Source organism: Halorubrum luteum (genome assembly GCF_054652935.1).
Map to the genome: position 1 here is coordinate 2,960,606 of NZ_BAAIGT010000002.1, position 15,796 is coordinate 2,976,401.

General features: G+C 60.1%; 16 protein-coding genes and 2 pseudogenes. 10 read left to right on the forward strand and 8 right to left on the reverse strand.

All coding sequences use genetic code 11. The features are described 5' to 3' along the window. Positions 1 to 5: 5 nt before the first annotated feature. From ACYQ0R_RS14660 to ACYQ0R_RS14680, 5 genes are all read left to right on the forward strand, one after another. Positions 6 to 1,160 carry an ABC transporter ATP-binding protein gene (locus ACYQ0R_RS14660; RefSeq protein ID WP_459825225.1) on the forward strand — a complete coding sequence of 385 codons (1,155 nt, stop codon included), beginning with the start codon at positions 6 to 8 and terminating at the stop codon, positions 1,158 to 1,160. A gap of 34 nt (positions 1,161 to 1,194) precedes the next feature. Further along, entirely contained in the window at positions 1,195 to 1,653 is a 459-nt protein-coding gene (locus ACYQ0R_RS14665) for a hypothetical protein (protein ID WP_459825227.1), read from the forward strand. Positions 1,654 to 1,764: 111 nt separating this feature from the next. After that, on the forward strand, positions 1,765 to 3,198 hold the full coding sequence (tnpC, locus tag ACYQ0R_RS14670; protein WP_459821240.1) for an IS66 family transposase: 1,434 nt from the start codon (positions 1,765 to 1,767) through the stop codon (positions 3,196 to 3,198). Further along, on the forward strand, positions 3,182 to 3,751 hold the full coding sequence (locus ACYQ0R_RS14675) for an ABC transporter permease (RefSeq protein WP_459825230.1): 570 nt from the start codon (positions 3,182 to 3,184) through the stop codon (positions 3,749 to 3,751). The genes tnpC and ACYQ0R_RS14675 overlap by 17 nt, the downstream gene beginning before the upstream one ends. After that, positions 3,744 to 4,589, forward strand: a complete 846-nt coding sequence (locus tag ACYQ0R_RS14680) for an ABC transporter permease (RefSeq protein ID WP_459825233.1) — start codon at positions 3,744 to 3,746, stop codon at positions 4,587 to 4,589. Before ACYQ0R_RS14675 ends, ACYQ0R_RS14680 begins: the two co-directional genes overlap by 8 nt. Positions 4,590 to 4,720: 131 nt before the next feature. On the opposite strand, the pseudogene ACYQ0R_RS14685 reads toward ACYQ0R_RS14680, so the two are convergent. The 6 genes and pseudogenes from ACYQ0R_RS14685 to ACYQ0R_RS14710 all read right to left on the reverse strand — a co-directional run bounded on the left by ACYQ0R_RS14685 (position 4,721) and on the right by ACYQ0R_RS14710 (position 9,713). After that, a pseudogene (locus tag ACYQ0R_RS14685) lies at positions 4,721 to 5,219 on the reverse strand (DUF8154 family protein). 73 nt (positions 5,220 to 5,292) lie between these two features. Next, a pseudogene (locus ACYQ0R_RS14690) lies at positions 5,293 to 5,376 on the reverse strand (nucleotidyltransferase domain-containing protein); the annotation flags it as partial. A 23-nt stretch (positions 5,377 to 5,399) separates the two neighbouring features. Continuing rightward, complete coding sequence (locus ACYQ0R_RS14695) at positions 5,400 to 6,365, reverse strand: IS1595 family transposase (protein ID WP_459820822.1); 966 nt, start codon at positions 6,363 to 6,365, stop codon at positions 5,400 to 5,402. Between the two features lie 32 nt (positions 6,366 to 6,397). Next, positions 6,398 to 6,784: a nucleotidyltransferase domain-containing protein gene (locus tag ACYQ0R_RS14700; protein WP_459825236.1), complete on the reverse strand. Its 387-nt coding sequence runs from the start codon at positions 6,782 to 6,784 to the stop codon at positions 6,398 to 6,400. Between the two features lie 236 nt (positions 6,785 to 7,020). Next, complete coding sequence (locus ACYQ0R_RS14705; RefSeq protein WP_459825239.1) at positions 7,021 to 8,400, reverse strand: ATP-binding protein; 1,380 nt, start codon at positions 8,398 to 8,400, stop codon at positions 7,021 to 7,023. A 497-nt stretch (positions 8,401 to 8,897) separates the two neighbouring features. Then, on the reverse strand, positions 8,898 to 9,713 hold the full coding sequence (locus tag ACYQ0R_RS14710; protein ID WP_459825242.1) for an IS5 family transposase: 816 nt from the start codon (positions 9,711 to 9,713) through the stop codon (positions 8,898 to 8,900). Positions 9,714 to 10,354: 641 nt separating this feature from the next. On the opposite strand from ACYQ0R_RS14710, the gene ACYQ0R_RS14715 reads away from it, so the two are divergent. Continuing rightward, positions 10,355 to 11,185, forward strand: a complete 831-nt coding sequence (locus ACYQ0R_RS14715; RefSeq protein WP_459825793.1) for a type IV toxin-antitoxin system AbiEi family antitoxin domain-containing protein — start codon at positions 10,355 to 10,357, stop codon at positions 11,183 to 11,185. Between the two features lie 62 nt (positions 11,186 to 11,247). Here ACYQ0R_RS14715 and ACYQ0R_RS14720 read toward each other — a convergent pair whose 3' ends face one another. Then, the gene (locus ACYQ0R_RS14720) at positions 11,248 to 11,736 is read right to left on the reverse strand and encodes an ArsR family transcriptional regulator (RefSeq protein ID WP_459825245.1); all 489 of its coding nucleotides are present in this window, start codon (positions 11,734 to 11,736) and stop codon (positions 11,248 to 11,250) included. A gap of 115 nt (positions 11,737 to 11,851) precedes the next feature. Between ACYQ0R_RS14720 and ACYQ0R_RS14725 the strand changes: the two genes are divergently transcribed. The 4 genes from ACYQ0R_RS14725 to ACYQ0R_RS14740 all read left to right on the forward strand — a co-directional run bounded on the left by ACYQ0R_RS14725 (position 11,852) and on the right by ACYQ0R_RS14740 (position 14,598). After that, entirely contained in the window at positions 11,852 to 12,652 is an 801-nt protein-coding gene (locus ACYQ0R_RS14725; RefSeq protein ID WP_459825248.1) for a DUF8170 family protein, read from the forward strand. Positions 12,653 to 12,756: 104 nt separating this feature from the next. Beyond that, complete coding sequence (locus ACYQ0R_RS14730) at positions 12,757 to 13,164, forward strand: MarR family transcriptional regulator (protein ID WP_049987546.1); 408 nt, start codon at positions 12,757 to 12,759, stop codon at positions 13,162 to 13,164. 140 nt (positions 13,165 to 13,304) lie between these two features. Next, complete coding sequence (locus tag ACYQ0R_RS14735; RefSeq protein ID WP_459825251.1) at positions 13,305 to 13,595, forward strand: hypothetical protein; 291 nt, start codon at positions 13,305 to 13,307, stop codon at positions 13,593 to 13,595. A 127-nt stretch (positions 13,596 to 13,722) separates the two neighbouring features. Further along, complete coding sequence (locus ACYQ0R_RS14740; protein WP_459825254.1) at positions 13,723 to 14,598, forward strand: DUF8172 family protein; 876 nt, start codon at positions 13,723 to 13,725, stop codon at positions 14,596 to 14,598. Positions 14,599 to 14,989: 391 nt separating this feature from the next. Here ACYQ0R_RS14740 and ACYQ0R_RS14745 read toward each other — a convergent pair whose 3' ends face one another. Further along, complete coding sequence (locus ACYQ0R_RS14745) at positions 14,990 to 15,610, reverse strand: hypothetical protein (protein ID WP_459825257.1); 621 nt, start codon at positions 15,608 to 15,610, stop codon at positions 14,990 to 14,992. Between the last annotated feature and the right edge of the window lie 186 nt (positions 15,611 to 15,796).

Consider the following 15,796-nt stretch of genomic DNA (forward strand, 5'->3'; position numbering starts at 1 on the left):
GCGACATGGAACGGCGCGACACCTCTCGGAAGACTCCTGACCGCAGTGACAGCGGGCAGGACGCACAGCCAGCCGTTACCCTCGACGGCGTCTCCAAGCGATTCGACGCGGTCACTGCGGTCGACGAGGTCAGCTTGGAGATCGCCGACAACGAGTACATCACCTTACTCGGTCCCAGCGGCGCCGGCAAATCGACGATTCTCCGCATGATCGCGGGGTTCATCAAGCCAGATGATGGGACGATCAGGATCCACGGCGAGACGATGGCCGACCGGCCGCCGTACGAGCGTCACATCGGGATGGTGTTCCAGAGTATGGCACTGTTCCCACATATGACTGTGGGTGAAAACATCGCCTTTCCGCTGGAAATGCGCCGGTACGACCCCGCGGTGATCGAAGAGCGGATCGCGGAGATGCTGGAGCTGATTCGGCTCCCCGACATCGCGGACCGTGGCGTGAATGAGCTGTCCGGGGGCCAAAAACAGCGTGTCGCCGTCGCGCGGGCGCTGGCGTTCGAACCGGCGCTGCTCCTGCTGGACGAGCCGCTGAGTTCACTCGACAAACGACTCCGTGAAGAGATGCGTCACGAACTCCGTCGGATCCACCGTCAGACGGACGTGACGACGGTTCACGTTACGCACAATCAGGAAGAAGCCCTCGAAATGGCCGACCGGATCGCGGTGATACGCGAGGGCGAGCTCGCACAGCTCGCCAGTCCCAACCAGCTGTACAGCCGTCCTGCATCTCGATTCGTCGCGGATTTCGTCGGGGATATGAACTTCCTCACCGGCTTGGTCGAGACGGTTGACGGGACGTACTGCAGCGTGGCGCTGGATGGCTCGTCACCCTCGATCCGTGGGACGGTGACCGACGGTGAGGCGTATTCGCGCGGCGAGTCGGTGGTCGTCGGCGTTCGGTTCGAACAGGTACGGATCGGGACGGAGCTTCACACTGACACCGTCCTCGAGGGGGAAGTCGAGGACGTCATATTTAACGGTAAGACGGTCGGGTACCGCATCGGCCTCGAACGTAGCGACCAGACGCTCACCGTAACGGAGCTGACTTCCTCCCGCGCTACTCCGTACTCGTTGGGAGCCTCGGTGGCCGTCGGGTGGGAGCGTGAAACCGCGATGGTGTACCCTGACCGGGGTGGGAGATGACGCAATCGGGAGCACCACACGGACGCTTCGAAGGATGAACGAGCGGATCACTCGCCGAGTTCGTCGGAGGGCTGTTGACCGGGCGATCTCGCTGAAAGAGCGGCTGCCGAGCGAGCTTTATCGGGACCCTCCATCCTGGTTTGGCTATCTCCTGATCAGCTTCGGGGTCGCGTTGATCAGTCTGTTGTTCATCGGCATGGTGATCCTGCTCTACTACAGCGTTCTCGTCTCCGATCCGTTCGAGTTCATCATCTACGAGTTCACCGTCGAGAACTGGCTGCAGATCCTCTCTGCAGGCGGCATTCATCGGATCTTCGCGCGGACGATCGGGCTTACGCTCGTCGTGACCGTCATCTCGGTGGGGCTCGCGCTCCCGTACGCCTATCTGACGGTCAGGACGAGATCCGCCGTCCTCCGTAAGCTCCTTTTAGCGAGCATCTTTGCTCCGTTCGTACGTGTTTACCCCCAGAACGATTTCGCCACTCTCTCGTAAGTTGCCCCTGACCTCGTAGTAGAGCAATGCAGACGACAGGGTATTCCCCGAGGGACGGTCTCCGGCAGGGAGACCGTCCCGTGTCTTCTGCACTAGCCGAGGGGGGTTCTGATGGTTACTGATGAGAAAGTGAAGCAACTGCTTGAGCGGATCACTGCCCTCGAAAACCGCGTTGATGAACTTGAGCAGGAGAACGAAGAACTGAGGCAAGAAAATCAGCAACTCCGTAAAGAGAACAAGCGCCTCAGAGCCAAGATCCGATGGTACGAAGGACCACATACACCGCCGAGCAAGGACCAGTCGGAGCAAGAGGAGTCGTCCTCGTCCGACGGGGACGAGGACGACGAACAGCGTACTGACGGTGGCACGCCCGGCCGAAAGTCCGGACATGACCCGGAATGGCGCGACGCTCCCGATCCAGATCAAGAAATCGAGGTCACCTGTGACTGCTGTCCAGACTGTGGTGAGGCGTTCGACGAGTCGGCGGGCGTCAGCCCCCGACTCGTCGAGGAACTCCCTGACCCACAGCCACCGGAAGTCACTCAGTACAACCGGCACCACTACGAGTGTCACTCCTGTGGAGCTGAAACCGTCGCCTCACACCCCGACTGCCCCGATGAGGGGCAGTTCGGGGTGAACGTCATCGCACAGGCAGCGCTCTCTCGGTACGACCACCGTCTTCCATACCGGAAGATCGGCGACCGCTTCGAACAGCTCCACGGACTGGAGTTGTCTGGCGCGTCTGCATGGCACGCGACCGAGCGCGCTGCGCGCGCCGGTCGCTGTGAGTACGAGCAGATCCGCCACCAGATCCAGCAAGCCGACGTTGTCCACGTTGACGAGACTGGAATCAAACGTGACGGCGAACAGGCGTGGATCTGGACGTTCACTACCGAGGAACATACGCTGTACGCGGTCAGGGAGAGTCGAGGAAGCGATGTTCCCGCAGAAGTCCTCGGCGAGGACTTCGCGGGAACGGTCGTCTGTGATGGCTGGACGGCGTATCCGGCCTTCAGCAGCAACCTCCAGCGGTGCTGGGCGCATATTCTACGGGAGGCTGAAGACGCCGCTGAGAAGCAACCGGAAGGCGAACCGATCCACCGTGCTCTCAAACAGCTGTACGTCGCTCTCCAGATTCGACTGGAGAGCGACTTGACAGTTCGTGAGCGAGCAGAACTCCAGCACGTGGCCCGGAGAGAGCTTGAGTCGCTGATAGAGCGGTCAGTGCCCGACGGACCAGTGGCAACACTACTCGGGAAGATCGAAGGAGGCCTCGACCACTGGCTCACCTTCATCGGTGAGCCAGCGGTCTCTCCGACGAACAACGCGGCTGAAAACGCGCTTCGTGAGCCGGTGGTTCTCCGGAAGATCATTGGAACGCTCCGGAACGACCGCGGTATGTTCGTGCATGAGACGCTGCTGTCCCTGCTGGCGACCTGCCGCCAGCAGGGACGTAATCCCTACGAAGAATTCAAGCGAATCGCTCGAAACAATGAGATGATTTCACGAACTCAGGCAGTGCCCGCTGTTGCGTCCTCGGGGTAAATACATACCTCCGTTCTTTACGGGTGTCATCGTCAGGGCGTACGGCTGGCTGATCATCCTCGGGCGAGAGGGGTTGCTGAACGCCGTCCTCGCGGTCGGCGGGCTCGGTCCCTACCGGTTTATCGGCACGGAGGCGGCCGTCGTGGTGGGGCTTATACAGATAATGCTCCCGTTTGCGATCATCCTGATCGTGCCGGCGATGCAGAACATCGACCGGTCCCTCGAGATGGCTGCACAGAATCTGGGTGCCAATCGGTGGGTGACGTTCAAACGGATCGTCATCCCGCTCGCAGCGCCGGGGATCGCCGGCGCGACGGTGGTGGTGTTCACGATCACCGTTGCGACGTTCGCAGTGCCTGAGTTCCTCGGCGGCGGTCGAATCGACTTCGTCGCGAACTACATCTATCGCACGTTGTTCGTCTCACAGAACTGGCCGCTGGCTGCAGCGGTGAGCGTGACGCTGGTAGTTATCGCGTCGACGGTCGTGTTCGGTATCTTCCGGCTCTTCGGCACCGGAACGCTGGGCTTTCGTGCCGGTGATGGGAATGCGTGACCCGAAGCACGGTCGAGTGACCGGCTCGATCACTCGACTGGGACGACGGCTGCCGGGGAACCGACCGATCGTCACCACGATCGTCGCTGTCCAGATCGTGTTTCTGTTACTGCCGACGCTGATCGTGCTTGCCGGGTCCTTCCACCCCGGCGAGATCATTCGTTTTCCGCCGGATGGGCTCTCGCTGCGGTGGTATGCGGCGTTGCCGGAGCGGGGCGAGTTCGTCGCCGCCTTCTGGCGCAGCGTCTACGTGGCGGTCTTCTGTACCCTCTTTTCCATCCCGGTCGGCATCCTCACGGGATTGGGACTGATCCGCTATGACCTCCGATTCAAGCAGTTCCTGCAGCTGTACTTTCTGCTGCCGTTCACCGTCCCGCTGATCGTGTCCGGGACGATTCTACTCATCATCTTCGGCGAGATCGGCGTCCTCGGCCAGCTCTGGACGGTCGGGCTCGCGCTCACGATCATCAACATCCCGTTTATGATCTGGTCGGTGACTGCCCGTGTCAATGCGCTCGACTCGGACCTTCACGACGCCGCGCAGAACCTCGGCGCTGAAGAGCTGCAAACGTTTTTGCACGTTACCATACCCGCGATCCTGCCGGGCGTGGTCAGCGGCGCACTGCTGATGTTCATCCTTGGCCTCAACGAGTTCCTCGTGAGTCTGCTTATCACCACGCCCGATATCGTCACCTTACCGGTCGTGATCTACACCTCGATTCGGGCGGACATCAGTCCGCTCATTGCGGCCGTCGCCAGCGTGTACGTCATCGTCGCAGTCGTGGCGGTCATCCTGGCCGATCGCGTGGTCGGCCTCGAGGAGCTTCTCGGGTCGTGACCGAGTGCCGCTTCTCGTCGCTCTCGGCTGCTTTCGAGGCGGGTCTCTCCCGACGCGCTACCGCTGCGTTCATCCGAGAAGCAAGAGGGCGAGCACGGTGATGGCGACGAACGTCGATCACTACTCGTTGCTCACGATGTCGAATCGCTGCAAATACAGTCGTGACCCCGTCGAGACTGGCCCGGAACGTATACGTGAACTTCGGTGCCGAGTTCGTACATCGCGTCCGCCCATGTCGCCGGGGCAGGGTCGTCCTGATAGTAGGTTTTCGCCCGGTGATCACGCCAGAGATCATCGAGATCGGCCGTGATCGATTCCTCGAAGATGCCGACCGCCGTCGCCTCACGGTACACTCTCGGATACGTACCGGGCAGATCGTTCGGTTGCATCGTCCCACGTTCGAGGAGACGGCACTCGACAGTTCGTTCGATCGCGACGAACGACGCCTCGATCACGAGCGTGTAGTAGCTGACATCACGAAGTGCTTTAGTACCCGCGAGCAACCGACAGGCCTTCCGCAACTGGAGGAGTGCGGTCCTCGATGTCAATCCCGGCTTCGATCGCCGCCACGCGGCGGTCAAACGCCGCTTGAGCGTTGTCGATGAGCTGCTCGCCACGCGTGCTACTCATAGGTGATCACCGCCTTCCAGAGCTAGTCGAGTCGATCGCTGCCGCACACGGTAATCCCCTCGGCGAAAACCTAGCGGAGTTTCGAGCCGCCCCTGCGTGCGCTCTCCGTGGACTCGACGTACGGTTCGAAGACGAACCGATCCCCGTCGCGACGTCGAAACAGTCGGGCTCTTGCATAACTCAGTGAAACACGTCGAGGACGAAGCAGTCAAGAAGGCCGTGTAGCGGTGCTCCAGCGAGGTTTAATGTCCGTACGAACCCGTAGGTTCGGACGGACTGCTCCAAGCCCTGCTTTGAGAGGCCGCGGAACTTCCGTAGCCACGGATTGACGAGTGACCAGAGGCATTCGACCTGGTTGATGTGAACGCCCTCATCAGTGACAAACTCTTCGGAGTGGACAACCGTTTGCTCGTCTTCGTAGACGAGTGGCGCGTACCCGCGCCACCCGTCGTGCCAGACTTCGTCAAGCTTCCCAGAAAGGATCTCGACCTCGTCAAGTGCCGGCTTGAGTTCCTCTGGTTGAGCTCCTCGTTCAGGGCGGATGACGCGGAGCACGTCACGACAGGCACCGATCAACGTCATGGTATCACCGGGGGCACCCTTCCACCGTGATCGTCCCTTCTTTCCAGAGCCGCCGCGGGAGAGCCCGTCCCGCGGCGGCGTCTGTCCCTTGTAGCCCGAGCACTTGTGACCGGTTTCGTCGATCTGTGTTGGGCCGTCGATGGTGTGTTGGATGCGTTCGAAGACGAGGTAGAAGCCGCGCTCGAAAGCGGCTTCTACCTCTCGAATTGTCGTGTGAACGGTATCGTAGACCGCTTCAAAGAGCCGAGCGACCTGGTTGATGCTGAGGAGTGTATCAGCGTAGAGAACGAACGCGATGACGACCTCTCCGGGTGTGAGAGTACGTCCTTCGAAGGGAGTGTTGCGTGTGTAGGTAAAGCCGTAGCGGCAGTTTCGACACCAGAGTCGGGGACTGTCGTCCCCGCTCTGGATGGCGGTTTCACCACATTCCGGACAGGGAGCTTCTTCCCAAGCTTGCTTACAGCGCCGCTCGATCTCCGCATCGAGCGGCTCTGGGCGCAACACTATTGAGGTGAGCTCAACAAGATCCTGTAGCATCCCGCCGAAGGCTGTCCGCTTGCACATAGCAACTAGCGCACGGCGGGATGCTGTAATTCTCAGGGTGCTGTTTCACTCAGTTCGGCAAGAGCCCAGTCGACGTCGCTCCGGCGGTCGGCGTCGCCGCGAGCGATGCTTCCGAAGACCGCGATGCCGAGGAGTTCATCGACGGCATCCGCGTCCTCGACGGTCGCCCGCACGCGGTTGAGAAAGGCCCGGAACGGTAGGTGGAACTCCGACTGTGGGACGACGAGGATCGGGTCGTCCTTGTGAAGTCGGTCCGGGTCGATGGCGACGTAGTTCCGCTGTGGCGTCTCCCGGATCCGCACCGCGCCGAGACGCGCGAGAAGGTCGACGGCCAGCCAGACCGTCGACCGGTCGATACCCGTGGCCAGCTCCTGGAGGATAAACTCCGTTTCGTGGGCGTCGGCCAACAGCCGGAGCATGTCATCCGCAGCACCGATACGAAACACGACGGCATCCCTCTCAGGGGGGACGTCGATACGGACACTTATACCTCGTTCCGTCATTTCGGACACTGTCCGACCATGCGAAACAGCGTATGAATACGTGGCGGGGACGCGCGAAGGCCACCGAAGGAGGCGAGCACGGTTGGCGACGTCGAACGGCTCGGACGCGATGACCTCGGGAGACGATCTCGGGACCCAGTGCCGGGGGACGATCACGCGGCTCGGAACGCCTCCTCGAGGTCCCGGGGGGTGTAGAGGGAGACGTCCGCGCGCTCGTCGGCGAGACTGGAGAGTTCGTCGGTGAATCCCGACCGCGAGAAGAGCGCGTAGACGGCGCGTCGATCGCTTCCTCGCCACCGAACCGTCGGCTCTAGCGCCTCGAGGTCGGCCAGCAGGTCCGGACCGACGGGCGAGGTCGTCCATTTGCACTCGCCGAGCAGTAGGGTCTCCGACGCCGGGTCGAGGCCGACGACGTCGATCTCGTCGCCCTCGTACCACCATCGACCGACGCGTGAGCACTCGACCGGCGTGGCGGCCAGCTCGACCGCCTGCCGACAGACCGTCTCGAACGTTCGGCTCGTGTGCGTCGGCAGCGACTCGGCGATCGCGTCCCGCACGGTGTCGGTGCGTCCCCGTTCGAGCGCGCCGCGGTTCGGCGCGACGAACCGGAACCAGAAGCGGAGGAAGTCGTCCGCGATCCGGTAGACGCCGCGGCCGTCCGGATCCGTCACGGGCGTCTCGCGCTCGACGAGCGCGAGCTCCGAGAGGTTCCGGAGATACCGGGAGATGGAGCTGGCGTCGGCACCGATGGCGTTGGCGATCTCGGTCACGCGGGTCGCGCCGTCGGCGATCGCCTCGAGGATCGCCAGGTAGGTCGCCGGCTCGCGCAGCTCCTGGCGCAACAGGAACTCGGGCTCCTCGTAGAGGAACGCCCCCTTCGAGAGCACGCGCTCCTCGACGTTCGCCATGAGCGAGCAGTCAGGGTCGTACTGCTCCAGATATGCCGGCACGCCGCCGAACACGGCGTACAGTCGGATCCGCGTCTCGACGTCCGCGTCCGGGGCGAACCCGCGGACGTCCGGAAACGCGAGCGGGGTCAGCTTCCACTGGCCGGTCCGGCGGCCGTACAGGGGGCTCTCGTAGCTCAACACACCCTCCTCCATCATGGAGATCGACGAGCCGAGCAGCACGAGCGAGATCCCGGTGTCGGCGAGCACGTCGTCGACGACGGTCTGGAACACGGAGGGGATCGCCTCGTCGGCCTCGACGAGGTACGAGAACTCGTCGATCGCGACGACACAGGGGCCGTCGACGCGACCGCGGAGGTATCGGAAGGCGTCGACGAAGTCGTCCACCGCGGGGGGAACGTCGTCGAACGCGTCGGCGCACTCGCGCGCGAACCGATCGGCGTTGTGGGTCGGTCCGCGTTGGTCACAGAGGTGGTAGATCGCGTCGGCCTCGATCGCGTCCAGGGCGGCCGTCACGAGCGTGGTCTTGCCGATCCGGCGTCGGCCGTACACCACGAGAAGCTGTCGCTCCGACCGCTCGAGTCGGGAGACCAGCCAGTCGAGCTCCGCATCGCGGTCGATCATTATGCACACGATCATATGATCGCATGCATAATAACTGTTCGGCAGGTGAGTGACGTGGAGCAAGCCTCGATCGACGTGCTACCGAGGCGTTCGTGCGAGAAGCAGGGGGTGAGGGCATCGGGGATGTCGACGCCGGGGACGGCCGTGAGTGGAAGGATCACGGCCGCGAGGGCGGCGAGGAACGTCGTCGTGCAGGGGGGGTTGCATACGACGCACGAGGGGTCCCGGGGCCGAAAGTAATACTCGTTGATGCGGCCTCAAGGAATGGAAGCGGCGCAGTTGAAATGTCCTGTTGATCGCAAGACGGCATAGGGGCGGGGTCAGTAATTCGGCGAGCCATGGCGTTAGAAGCGGTATTCTGGATACAGAAGATGCAGTAGCGGTGGCTAAAGGTGGCTGTCGAAGAGTCAGAACTATGGTAGCTAGCGATCTTGTTCTGATGACGACGGCGATACCTCTCCCGGATACGTCCGGAGAAGGGGAGCAGGCGGCGAGCCCTAACTCGCCGCCTGCGTGAGGTTATGCACGATGCACTTCCGCGTGAGCTCCCGGAACTGGCCGTGCCAAGTCCGGGAGCGTAGTTTCTCGCCGTCGTCTTCCTTCAACTGCGAGAAGCCCGTTTCACTCATCCACCGCTGGTTGTAGTCCTCGTTCATCCGGGCGTTGTGAGCCTTCTGAAGCGGTGTCTGCTCTCTGTGTTTGATCAACGGTCGCGTCGAGTTGGAGCGACACTCCTCGCGGAGCTCACCCCACGAGTAGTTCGCATCAGCGGACAGGACCCGCAGGTCTTCCGCGTTCCGGCGGAAGACCTGCATCCCGATATGGCCGTCCCACGCCTTCTGCGTGGTGAAATGAACGTCTTTGATCGCTAGTGAGTTCACGTCGATCAAGATCGTCGTCTTCATCGACTGGAACGAGTAGTTCGCGCGGTCGCGGTAGTGGTAGCTGGTCTGATCGCGTTGGAAGCCACTGGCGTCGATTGCAGCTTCACCGCTCCAGCCCGCCTGCTCCGCGCTTCGGCGGAGCAGGCGGCGGAGTTCACGCATCTGGTACTCTTTCTCCCAGCGACAGAGGGTCGTATGGTCTGGCGAGGCTTCGAGATTCAGTTCCTCACGGATGGCGAGAGAATCGTTAAACCACGCTTCGGTCTCGCGGAAGCTTTTGTCGAGTTCAGCGTGCATGAGAATCAAGGCGATCTGAACCCACTCGGCGAACCCGCTGTCGCCGTCCGGCGCAGCGGGTTCGTCTGGGTTATCAGCGTGCTGTTTAGCAAGGTGCTTACACTTCTTCACCAGCGGTCGTTTCGACCTCATACCGCAAGACAGCGTCCAATTCCTCCGTCAATTTCACGAAATCACTCGCAGACCGACTGCACAGTCCGCTGATCGGACCCGCAACAAGGCAAGTCACGTGCTTCCGTGGTCGCTCGTGACCCTCAACAGTGCTACGGACATAGAGCACTATCTGACCACTCTCGTTGACGAACGCATCGAGGACGTGGCGAGCCAGGTGATCGGTTACCATCGGCGAGCTGCTCGTTCAGTGACGCGGTATCCACCAGTACGCACAGCGGGTCCTCACCGTCACGTGAATCATGGTCTCGACGAATGATATCGCGTGGGTTCATACCTGTGTCTCGTAGTGCCGGCAAGTCAACGCTGTGGGCACGTCAACAAGCCCCTCCACCTTGTTTTTGAATACGATCGGGATTTTGTATCGAATGACTAATTCGAACTCGATCCAATGTCCCATCAATAGTTGGACCAGCCAGAAGACGGGGTTGGAAGATACTGCCGACAGAATCTGCCACATCCGATTTGTTCATCCACAGTCTCCACGGTTCTTAACCAACACACATATCTATTTGATGATTTTGTGTTGGTTAAGGAAGCTAAGAAGGATGAGGCAAGGCTAAAGCAGGTCTGAGACTATATTCTATGTAAGAAACGCAGGTATAGGTATCATAGAACAATCGCAAAATATACGCCAGGGTCTCTCGACTCGAGAAAGTCGACTCCTTGCACAACTCGCTGGCGCGGGGCACCAGATCATCTCCGTCGACGACATCGAGACGACGCTGGAGGTCCCCCCAAACACCGCCCGCGAGATCGCCTCCCGGCTCACCGAGAAGGGCTGGCTCGACCGGCTCTTCCCCGGCACGTATCTCATTATTCCACTCACTGCCGGCGAGGAGGCCGTATACACAACCCACGAGTACCTCATCGCCGCCCACGTCGCCGAGCCGATGTACATCGGCTACTACAGCGCCCTCAGCCACCACGGACTGACTGAACAGGCCCCCAGGACGGTGTATGTCGTTACGCCGACCCGAGCGCAAAGCCGAGAGATCCACGGCGTCCCGTACCGCGTCACGACAGTCACCGAGCGGAAATTCTTCGGATTCGAGCCGACATCGATCGAGGGCACGACCGTTCAGGTCAGCGACCAAGAGAAGACGCTGGTCGACTGTGCGGACCACCCCGAGTTCTGTGGTGGCCTTCGAGAACTCGCAACCGCGATGCGCACCGCCGACGACTGGGGCTGCGACTGGGACACCGTCGGCGAGTACCTCGAGCGCCTCGATAACGGCGCGGCGACCAAGCGGATCGTCTACCTCGCCGACCAGCTCGGCATCGACCTCCCCGCCCGCGAAGAACTCGTTGCGTCGTTCACGAGTGGGTACTCCCTGTTGGACCCCACGCGGCCCGACACCGGATCGACCGACAGTACGTACCGCCTCCGAATCAACGTCGAGCCAGCCATGCTGGAGCCCACGGAGTCCTGACCTAGGTACGAAGTCGGCGTACCTTCTCTGCAGCGTCGAGAACGGTGCTGTTCAACGACGAACTATGTGTTTGTGCCACCATCGACGGCGTCGAGATCGGGCTCGTCGAACTCGAGTGCGTTCGCGACGGCATCCGGAAGCTCCGGGCGAGGGGCCGATTCGTGGCGCTCGATTTTCTCGGTCTTGCGCGTGTTTTCGTAGAGGGCACGTGCGACCGGAAGCCCACGGAGATACTTGTAGTCGTGGAGGACCTCGACCCCCCGCTCTGTGAATCCGTAGAACTGGGAGGGGAGATCACGTTTCCCCTCGCTTGGTTCGTACGTGTAGCGTGCGAGGAGCCCGGCGTCGATCAACGTCTCCAACTGGTCTTTGATGGCCGCCTGGCTCTTCCCGGTCATATACTCGAGTTCGGCGAGCGACATTAGATGGGTGGGATGGCCCAGCAGCTCCTGGATGATGAGATGGCGCGTATCCTGGGACAGCAGCTTGAACAGCCGCTGCTGTTCCGCGAACGGCCCTGCATCGGCCGCCCCAGTGTCGGTTTCGCTCATACGTGCTGGTACGAGGTAGGACGCTATAACAGTTAGGGTCATCCAAGTTGGTTAATCCAGAAAAAACCAAAGTGATTCAGAAGGGATAAGGTGGTGTGGTTTGAATCGGCAGCTAATGACCGACCCAAGCCCGCCGCCGGACGCTGGGGAGATTATGACCGTTGTTCACGAGGCCGTCGGGGGCATCGAACTTGAGCCTGCAGAGAAACGGGAAATCTGGCGGTTCACCCAGCGTGAATTACCGTATCTCTGGAGTCAGCGGACATCGTATTTCATCTTGGGGAGCTATCGCGACCCCTATATCCGCCGGCTTCGCGCCGTCCAGAACGAACTCACGAAGCAGCTCGGTGCCTATCCGTTCATCATGGGTGATCTCCTCGAACTTCCGACTGACCGCCTCAATACGTTCGATATCATGTTTTCGTTGCTCGCGACGTACAGCGACTACATCGTTGGGGTCTTCGAGAAGGAGAGTGGTGGGGAGGCGCCTGAATTGGGCGAGATCGATGACCCGCCGTATTTCGACAAGTCGTACGTGTACCCACGTGATTACGCGTGGGTGACTGACGAGAACCTTGACTCGCCACAGCACGTCATTCAGGCCGCCCTTGAGATAGCGTTCACAGACGATTTGTCGGCGGATGAAGTCCAAGCAAACGTCGAGTCGCTCGTCGATCGCGCCCAAGAGAGCGGTCTCGACATCGACGAACAGGAGGTGTGGGATGTGATCGACGAGCGGGCAGATGAGGACGAAGAGCCGGCAACGTACAGTTGGGTCCATCTCAACAAGTTCCGCAAATTCGAACTCCACGAACGGTGCTTCCCGTGGACGACAGAGGACGAACTTCGAACTGAGGTTGACGAACTTCCGTCCCCGACACCACGTCCGGAATGGGAAGAGCGTGAGGACCAGTGAATTGTCCTGTCCTACTCGCTTGGCGGTACACTCATCATAGTGAGCCGGCTCGGTAGTTTACTCTCGGATAAACTACTTTACTATGCCCGGTCGAATACATCGTTATGGAGGCTGGTTCGGGTGTCGGTGACGACACGACACCACGGGAAGTCATCCACTTCATTACACAGCAGACACGGTTTTCGCTTATCAGCGATATTCTCGCTCACCCTCAACAGCTCCCATCGATGTACGAACTCGAGGAGCTCAATCCCAGTGTGAGCGATGCGACCGTCTACAAGCACATCCAGAAGCTGATCGACGCCGGCATCGTCACGGAGGTCGCTTTGGACGACGACCAGCGCCGGCAGGGGTATCCCTGGAAGTTCTACGGCCTCACCGAAGACGGCCGCGAGTTCCTGGAGACGCACAATCTGCTTGCCGCGGAGGAGACACTTCAGCAGATCTACGACACCATCGCCGATAAGCCCGAGAAGATGGTCAAGTACGAGGACGCGCCCCGTCCAGATTAGGAGTGGTTGTCAGAGAATAGGGAGCGATAGTCTGCCGTTATTCCCGGAGGTTAGCCTGACTGACCGACTTCACGGACGTAGCCGCTCCGCTCAAGATCAAATTCTTCGGCTACGAGTCGAGGCTCATCGAGGACAGCCCCGTGAACGTCGCAGATGTGGAAAAGACGACCGTTGACTGTACCGACCATCTCGAACTCTGTGGTGGCATCCGAGAACTCGTACAGGCGATGATCGTCGCGGAGGATCGAGACTATTCGTGGGCGACGGTCGTTGAGTGCCTCCAGCGACCCGACAACGGCGTTGCGACCAAGCGGATCGTCTACCTCGTCGACCAGCTCGGCATCGACCTCCCGGCGCGTGAGACGCTCCTCAAGTCATTCACAAGCGGGTATCCGCTTCTCGACCCAACGCGAAGCGAACAGGGACGCTAGGACAGTGAGTATCATCTCCGAATCAACGTCGACTGGGAGAGACTCGATTCGATGGAATCCTGATGCCAGGTCGGTCCGAAAGGTAGCGTGAATTAAGATGCTCCTCCAAGTACAGCGGATCAGGTAGATGGGTCACGTCTATTATCACCATCCGGGCGACAATCAGTTCTCTCTTGATTTTGTCCACGAGGCTCCATCAGAGATCGTTGCCAGGATTGTCGAGTACGACGATGACGTGGCGGTGAAGGTTCGCAGGTACGATCTTGACAGCGAGTTTTTCGGTATCTATACCTCCCGCGTCGGTGGTGGGGACGTCGGCGATCTCGAATTCGATCTTGGCGAGGCACTCTCAGAGATGGGTGCTGACAACGGTACTATCGTTGCCCGGCTCCTCGAGATCTATCAAGCGCTCATAGCCCAGAACGAGGAAGAAGAAGGAGTTCCCGTTGAAGCGTACAAGAGCATCGACATCGATGCACTCCCAGACGCGCTCAACCGGACATCGTGGGAGGGCAGCGCGACTGATGTTGCAGGCCGTCTCGCCTCAAATCTCATTCTCAAACACGCGCTTCCGAATGCGAACCATCGGACTGCTGTTGCCCTGGTTCAGTTCTACCTCCGTCGGATTGCTCCCGATTTCTCGATGCCAGAAACCTCCGTGGAAATCGACTCAGAGACATACGACTGGCGGGAGTGGGTAAACGAGTATATTAACGAGTCAAAGCGTCTCTTGACGGTTCGTCGGAAGAATGTGCTCCTCAAACATCTCTCTGACTTCGGAGCGAAAACGCTTGAGCGGAAACACGAGGTCCAGATCGACCTGACGGCATACGAGCTGAATATGTATCCTGCAGAAGCGAAAACAGTCTACGCAACAGCGCACGAGGTGCTCTGGATCGAATTCGTCGAAGAGGCAGTTGAGCGCACCGACAACCCCGAGCTGATGGAGGCCCCTGGGCTATCGAAGGCGGAGTTCGCAGAGAAAATTCGGACCCTCAAGTAAGCGGCGTGCGCTAGTCTTGGAGCGTCGCGACCGTCCGGCCGGTTTCTTCGGCCTCTTCGCTCCGCGACATCCCGTATGTTGCGAGAGCCTCTTCAACCGCGTCGTCCAGACTCATTGGTCAGGCAAATCTTGGCTCTGCCGACGGATAAAGTCTCGCACGATTTGCGTTTATCATTGCATCGGCCAACTCGCCAACCGTGCAGGACCGATCCCGCAAACAGTCGATAACCCGTAGCTCCGCCCCCTCTCACAGATTCCAATCTCTCCGATGTACTCATAACTATATCGGGTAGAGTGGAATACAGACTCTTGGCGCACAGATCGAGTCGTCAAATAGTGAGACAGTTGTGCAACCGTATTTTGGAGAGGCAATTCGATCTGCGAGTCCGAACTACTCGGGAGGCGACGTGAACAGGCGCCGATACTCGTCAAGCCACTCGATCTCGTGGTACGTCACGTCGTTCTGAATGTCGTATTCAAGCGGGAGTGGATCCGAACGGTGGGTCGTGAACGTGAGGTTGATCTCGATACAGGGCCCATGCTCTGAGACGCACTCGAAGCCATCGTCAACGGGGTATACAACGCTAAACCAGCGAATCTGGAACCCAAAGTGGTCACACACATCTCTGACGACGGCAGCATCGCAATAGGGCGTGTGGACCCACAGTTCCCCGCCAGCGTACGCCTGATCTTTGACGCACCAGACTGCATCACGGGAGCGGAGAAACTCGGCAGCGCGATTGTAGTGCGCTTCAGTCAGGCGGTCCCACCAGTGGTACTCCTCGACGTCGTCAACGAGGAGCTGGAGGCAATCTCCACACACATCATACGCCCGCTCACCAAGAGAGACTTCGTGGAGTTTGTCGTACTGGGTGGTGTCACACGCATCGCACGGCGGGGAAGCACCACTACCCTGGCATCCAGTGGATGATCGCTGTTCGGTGTGGTTGGAACACCCGCTGTGTGCACTCCCTGGCTTCTGAGATTCGTTTGAGTCGGTATTCTCGGTCATTGGTATCTAACCGAGAACCGTCAGTCACGCCGTGTGACTGGGCTCCCGGCTAGCACCGGACCGGCGATCGGCCACTCATCTATCGCCACAGAGAGCAGGTTGGTGTAAATAGTTTCTGTGGGTCCAACCGAGACCACCGGCCAGCGTCCGGCTATCGACGACAGCCAATGCTAGGACATTAAACGT

Excerpts from the sequence above, each read along its gene's own strand:
- ACYQ0R_RS14660 (WP_459825225.1), top strand. The coding sequence starts at position 6 with ATGGAACGGCGCGACACCTCTCGGAAGACTCCTGACCGCAGTGACAGC.
- ACYQ0R_RS14665 (WP_459825227.1), top strand. The coding sequence starts at position 1,195 with ATGAACGAGCGGATCACTCGCCGAGTTCGTCGGAGGGCTGTTGACCGG.
- tnpC (WP_459821240.1), top strand. The coding sequence starts at position 1,765 with ATGGTTACTGATGAGAAAGTGAAGCAACTGCTTGAGCGGATCACTGCC.
- ACYQ0R_RS14680 (WP_459825233.1), top strand. The coding sequence starts at position 3,744 with ATGCGTGACCCGAAGCACGGTCGAGTGACCGGCTCGATCACTCGACTG.
- ACYQ0R_RS14695 (WP_459820822.1), bottom strand. The coding sequence starts at position 6,365 with ATGTGCAAGCGGACAGCCTTCGGCGGGATGCTACAGGATCTTGTTGAG.
- ACYQ0R_RS14700 (WP_459825236.1), bottom strand. The coding sequence starts at position 6,784 with ATGCTCCGGCTGTTGGCCGACGCCCACGAAACGGAGTTTATCCTCCAG.
- ACYQ0R_RS14705 (WP_459825239.1), bottom strand. The coding sequence starts at position 8,400 with ATGATCGACCGCGATGCGGAGCTCGACTGGCTGGTCTCCCGACTCGAG.
- ACYQ0R_RS14710 (WP_459825242.1), bottom strand. The coding sequence starts at position 9,713 with ATGAGGTCGAAACGACCGCTGGTGAAGAAGTGTAAGCACCTTGCTAAA.
- ACYQ0R_RS14720 (WP_459825245.1), bottom strand. The coding sequence starts at position 11,736 with ATGAGCGAAACCGACACTGGGGCGGCCGATGCAGGGCCGTTCGCGGAA.
- ACYQ0R_RS14725 (WP_459825248.1), top strand. The coding sequence starts at position 11,852 with ATGACCGACCCAAGCCCGCCGCCGGACGCTGGGGAGATTATGACCGTT.
- ACYQ0R_RS14730 (WP_049987546.1), top strand. The coding sequence starts at position 12,757 with ATGGAGGCTGGTTCGGGTGTCGGTGACGACACGACACCACGGGAAGTC.
- ACYQ0R_RS14740 (WP_459825254.1), top strand. The coding sequence starts at position 13,723 with ATGGGTCACGTCTATTATCACCATCCGGGCGACAATCAGTTCTCTCTT.
- ACYQ0R_RS14745 (WP_459825257.1), bottom strand. The coding sequence starts at position 15,610 with ATGACCGAGAATACCGACTCAAACGAATCTCAGAAGCCAGGGAGTGCA.